This window comes from Ruminococcus sp., assembly GCF_017650195.1.
In the GTDB taxonomy this organism is placed as follows: domain Bacteria; phylum Bacillota; class Clostridia; order Oscillospirales; family Ruminococcaceae; genus Ruminococcus.
The window spans coordinates 1-5,366 of record NZ_JAGCFH010000229.1; the positions used below are offsets into that span (position 1 = coordinate 1).

Annotated in this window: 5 protein-coding genes; all 5 read right to left on the reverse strand. The window is 43.7% G+C overall.

The annotated features are described in order from the left end of the window. Nucleotides 1-202 precede the first annotated feature (202 nt). Complete coding sequence (locus J6U00_RS10590; RefSeq protein WP_296581670.1) at nt 203-601, reverse strand: hypothetical protein; 399 nt, start codon at nt 599-601, stop codon at nt 203-205. Between the two features lie 45 nt (nt 602-646). Then, nucleotides 647-1,012 carry a nuclear transport factor 2 family protein gene (locus J6U00_RS10595; protein ID WP_296581672.1) on the reverse strand — a complete coding sequence of 122 codons (366 nt, stop codon included), beginning with the start codon at nt 1,010-1,012 and terminating at the stop codon, nt 647-649. A 3-nt stretch (nt 1,013-1,015) separates the two neighbouring features. Further along, entirely contained in the window at nt 1,016-2,110 is a 1,095-nt protein-coding gene (gene ychF, locus J6U00_RS10600) for a redox-regulated ATPase YchF (protein ID WP_296581674.1), read from the reverse strand. Nucleotides 2,111-2,167: 57 nt separating this feature from the next. After that, nucleotides 2,168-4,906 (reverse strand): EAL domain-containing protein, encoded by a 2,739-nt coding sequence (locus J6U00_RS10605; RefSeq protein ID WP_296581676.1) that lies wholly within the window; start codon nt 4,904-4,906, stop codon nt 2,168-2,170. 181 nt (nt 4,907-5,087) lie between these two features. Further along, nucleotides 5,088-5,366: sigma-70 family RNA polymerase sigma factor (locus J6U00_RS10610; protein ID WP_296581678.1), on the reverse strand; the 279-nt coding region annotated here is incomplete at its 5' end.

The window sequence follows — 5,366 nt, forward strand, 5'->3', positions numbered from 1 at the left end:
CTATAAATATCCAGTCAGCACTTTCGCGGATATACTGTTCCCTTGATTCGTCTACCTCGAACCATTCTCTGAGCGCTTCAAGTACTTTTCGTGATATTTCCCTTTTTTCATCTTTATCAAAAATCTGTTCTATCATTTATATATTCTCCTAATTATAGTAGAAAAGGACAGCGTCCTTAACTTTCAGATGTAGGGGCGGATATTATCCGCCCACATGCTTTACTAACTCTACTTTTATTTTTTCACAATATATTGAGAATTCAATGTCCTGTTCAAATGAATAGATATGAAATCGGGTATGTTTTTCAACTCCTGTATCAGATAAGTCATCAATAGCTAAGCCGCTATAGAAACCATTTATCATATCAAGGCTTATGTCGCCTATAGCATTATACATAAAGAGCTTCACCGAATATTTATACTGCGGATCGGTAAGGAGCATTTCTATACAACAGATAATATCGTTGCATTCCTCATTCAGTATATGCTTGTAATGCAGTTCTTCGACGTGACGGCCGAGTTTATACCAACATTGTAATTCTTCGGGTAATTCTTTTTTCAGAGCTTCGATTCCTTCAATATTATCCGAATTATTAAACATATTGTCACCTTCAAAGTTATTGTGAGTAACGTCTTGGTATTTCAATCATTCGTCAAACGGGAAGTAATGTTCTGATTTGGACTGGAATTCGCATAGCTTTATGATCTTATTATCATTATCAAAATCAGCTACTGTGACACCGTCAAATCCGTCGGTATTTCCGTCATAATAGCATTTGAAATACCATTCTGCGACTAATGTTTTTTCATGGATGATAGTTCGCTTAATAGTCCATTCCAGAACTCTTCCGTGTCGATTCCATTCATCGAACCACTTTAATATCTGAGAAAGGCCATGATACTCCGGACCGTAGCACTCGATGTATATGGTATTTTCTGAAAATGTTTCTTTTAATACGGAAATATCATTTTCTATCCATGCCTGGAAATATCTCCTTAAAACTTCTACCATTCCTTATACATTGAAACGGAACAGAACTATATCTCCGTCCTGCATAACGTACTCCTTGCCCTCAAGACGAACAAGTCCCTTTTCTTTGGCGGCAGCCATGCTTCCGCAAGCCATAAGATCGTCGTAGGAGATAACTTCTGCACGGATAAAGCCTTTTTCAAAGTCTGTATGTATCTTACCCGCAGCCTGAGGAGCTTTAGTACCCTTGGTTATAGTCCATGCGCGAACCTCCTGTTTGCCTGCAGTAAGGTAAGAGATAAGTCCCAGGAGAGCATATCCCTCCTTGATGATACGATTGAGACCTGATACCTCGAGACCTAGCTCGCTGAGGAACATTGCCTTGTCCTCGTCGCCCATATCTGAAATCTCAGCCTCTATCTGAGCGCAGATAGGCAGTACAGCGGAGTGTTCCTCTTCTGCAAGCTTGCATACAGCCTTATAGTTCTCATTTGTATCTATATTGTTGGTGAAATCTTCCTCACTGAGGTTAGCCGCATAGATAACCGGTTTTGCAGACAGCAGGGGAGTTGACTTTATAAGCTCTCTCTCCTCGTCTGTGAAGTCAAAGCCTCTTGCTGATTTCCCTTCTTCAAGATGTGCCTTGAGCCTTTCAAGGAACTCAGCCTCAGCAATGTACTTCTTATCGCCCTTTGCAGCCTTTTTAGCCCTGTCTATACGTCTTTCTACCATTTCTATATCCGAGAAAATAAGTTCGAGATTGATAGTTTCGATATCGCGGAGAGGATTGATACTGCCGTCAACGTGGATTATATTGGGATCCTCAAAGCACCTTACAACGTGTACGATAGCGTCTACCTCGCGGATATCCGCAAGGAACTTGTTTCCCAGTCCCTCGCCCTTGGAAGCTCCTTTTACGAGACCTGCGATGTCCACAAATTCAAGGGTAGCAGGTGTGAATTTATCCGGCTCGTACATTTCTGCTAGTTTATCAAGTCTTTCGTCGGGAACTGATACGATACCAACGTTTTTTTCGATAGTGCAGAATGGGTAGTTTGCGGATTCCGCACCTGCATTTGTAAGTGCGTTAAAGAGTGTGCTTTTGCCCACGTTGGGCAGACCGACCATGCCAAGCTTCATATTTATTTCTTACCTTTCTCATATCTTTCCCCGCCGTTAAAGGCGGGGAGGATTAATTTAATTATTAGCGTAAGTAGTGCGCTTATTGTTTACAAGCGAAGTAACGTTGGAGTTCTGTATCTGTACATCGCCTGTAGCTGTACCGATATCCTTAGGATTGCCAGCATTAACGACCATTGATACTTCGGAATCAACTATAGTAACGTTGCCGGTGCCGGTTGCGTCGCCGATACCTGTAACTTCGTCGCCCTCAGAGTCTATGGTGATTGAGGCGTTCTGTATCTTGGTATTGATATTGCCCTTCATTGCGCCTATGCAGGAATGCTTTGCAGAACGCATCTTCATGCTTATCTTGCCTTTTTTGATGTATATGCTGCCCTCGCCGTCTTCAAGAACGCCGATTCCCACAGCCTGAGCACCGGTGCAGGACATAGTGATATCAGCATCAGAGCTGATAGTGGATATGCCCTTACAGCTTCCTATACCGGTTACCTTGATACCGGATATAGTTATATCCAGCGAGCATTTCTCACTGATATCTATACTTGCGTCGCCGTTGAAGCTTCCGATAGCAAGTCCATTATGGGAGTACATAAGTATCTTTATTTTGCCTGAGATCAGCTTGATATTTGAGTCGTCATCATTATGACCGCCGCCGATACACAGTGCTTCAACGCTGTTGGATATTATCTCGAGAGTTCCACTGAAGTCGACAGTTATATCTCCGTAGCCGTGGTCGTAATCATTTCCGATGCCTATACCCTCCGAAGCATAGCAGTCTATGGTGAGACTGCCTTTGCCACGTAGCTCGAACTGTGAGCCCATTGGCACATAAATACCGGAATAGCTGAGCTTATTGGTCTTTACGACATTGAGGACAAGTTGAGCATATTCTCCTACGGTGATAGTAGGCTTGCTGTTGCCGCTTATCATATTTACGTTTTTAAGAGTAAGTTCGCAACTGTGATTATCCATAATGGATATATTCATCTTCACCTGTTTGTCGGGATCGCCGACGATAGTGAGCTTGCTCTGATAAACGTGTATATCCGTATACTTTTCAAGGGCGAGCTTTAGGAGATCCAGCTCAGTCTCGTTCTGAGCTGCGTATATCTTCTTTACGCCCTCTGGGCGTACTTCAAGATTGGTCTTGATGATCTCGTCCTTTACGTCTGAGGAGATACTGTTGAGGAATAGTGGCTTCGGCTTTGAAGTGTAATAACCCTGAATAAGATCAACACCGAGGCGTATAACTGTTTTCAACTCCTGAACGGTCTCCACGCCCTCAGCAAGTGATTGCAGATGATTCTCGTGACAGAATTCTATTATTGATGTAACGAGCTGCTGCTTTTTGAGATCGTTATGGATATCGCTTATGAGTGAGCGGTCTATCTTTATATAATCCGGCGAATAGTGAAGCAGATTCGAGGAATTTGAATAGCCGGCGCCATAGTCATCGATAGCAAGCTTGCAATGAGCAAAACCGCAGCGCTTTTTGAGAAGCTCTATGGACTCATCTGTAGCAGCGGTCTCCTCAACTATCTCTATGACTGTTTTTTCTAGGAGTTCGCCGTATGTAAGATAAAGCTCATTGAATTCCTCGTCGCTCAGGAGATGACTTGGAAGGCAGTTTATAAAGAGCTTGCGCTTTTCAAATATCTGCTGATTATCGCTGAGAAGCTTAAGGGTATTAAAGAAGGTAAGCTTCTCAATGGAGTAAAGGTCGTTTTGAGCGGCAGCTATCTTCAGAATCTGAGTAGGAGCCATCTTAATATCGCCGACAGTCCTCATAAGAGCTTCATATCCGACGATTTCACCAGTCTGAGCTTCGACCACGGGCTGGAAATAGTATGTGAGAAGATTGTCCTGAACTATGCGTGAGAAGGTCTGAGCATTACGGTATGAGTCCTTTTCACGTATATAGTTCTCCTCGGAGTACCAGTTGATGACTGAGCGCTTATCCGTTCTTGCTTCAAACAGGGCGAATTCAGAGAAATTCATCAGCATATTGAAGTCTGTAGCTTCCTCAGGATAGGACGCACAGCCGATAGAAAGGCTTATGCGGCTCTTGTCGGAGATATCTATTATCTCGCCGAAGTCATCGGTAAGTGTGCAGTTCTGCACAGCCTCGCCCATACTATTGAGAATATTGTATATGTTCATCTTGTCGCAGTCGCAGAAGAAGACGCATATCTCATAGTTGGACTTCGAGCCTATAATGATGGTATCGCTTTCAAAGCTTTTCAGAGCCTCCGCAACGGAGGTTATGCAACTGTTGGTATTGTCCACAGTAAGGTATGAACCTAGCTTGTCTATGCCGTTTATAAATATAGTGGCAAGACACGCCTGTTGTACGTCAGGAAGTATCTTCTTTATTTTCTGTGAGAAGGAAGGGTAGGATGGCAGACGGGTTATGGGATCGTACTCTACAAAGGAGTTGCGGTCATTGAATTCCGTTATCTGACGTGTAAAGTCTTGTATGAAGCCTATCCACTCATCGCTGCTCTCATAGACGTTCATTTTGACATAGCGTGAGGTATTTCCGTCGGTGAATTTGTATATATGCTTTTGTCCTTCTATCGGGTTTTTTGAGATCTTTTCAAGGAGGTCAAAAAACTCGAATTCGTTGATCTTTTCGCTCTGACAGCCAAGGATATGACAGGAAACTGCGTCAAGGTAAGCAGTCTTTTCCTTTGCAATATAGGTAAAGGCGCCTATATTGCCCACGAACTGCTGAAAGACCTGCCAGTCATGACTGAGCGCGGGAGGGTTTTTGCTGAAATCAAAAATACTCATAATGTCCCCTTATACCGCGAGAGCTGCACTTAAAATACAGTAACAGCCCATTGGCACCTGCGTTTACCGGTCAGCAGGAGACCGTGATAACGTACATTTATACATTTTTATTATACTACATCAGGGCATGAATGTCAACAAAAAAGCCGCCATTGGCGGCTTGGGAAATACTTTATAGGCATCAGTCGAGGAAGTCTTTGACTTTTTTGCTTCTGCTGGGGTGACGGAGTTTTCTCAGTGCCTTAGCTTCGATCTGACGGATACGCTCACGGGTAACATCAAAGCGCTGACCTACCTCTTCAAGGGTACGGGATTTGCCGTCCTCAAGACCGAAGCGGAGCTTCAACACCTTTGCTTCACGGTCTGTCAAGGTAGAGAGCACTTCGTTGAGCTGCTCCTTAAGTAGAGTATGGGAAGCTGCCTCTGCCGGAGCTGGAGCGTCATCGTCGGGGATAAAGTC

What these genes read in the sequence shown, in the direction of transcription:
- J6U00_RS10595 (WP_296581672.1), bottom strand. Translation starts at nt 1,012, where the DNA reads ATGGTAGAAGTTTTAAGGAGATATTTCCAGGCATGGATAGAAAATGAT.
- J6U00_RS10605 (WP_296581676.1), bottom strand. Translation starts at nt 4,906, where the DNA reads ATGAGTATTTTTGATTTCAGCAAAAACCCTCCCGCGCTCAGTCATGAC.
- ychF (WP_296581674.1), bottom strand. Translation starts at nt 2,110, where the DNA reads ATGAAGCTTGGCATGGTCGGTCTGCCCAACGTGGGCAAAAGCACACTC.
- J6U00_RS10590 (WP_296581670.1), bottom strand. Translation starts at nt 601, where the DNA reads ATGTTTAATAATTCGGATAATATTGAAGGAATCGAAGCTCTGAAAAAA.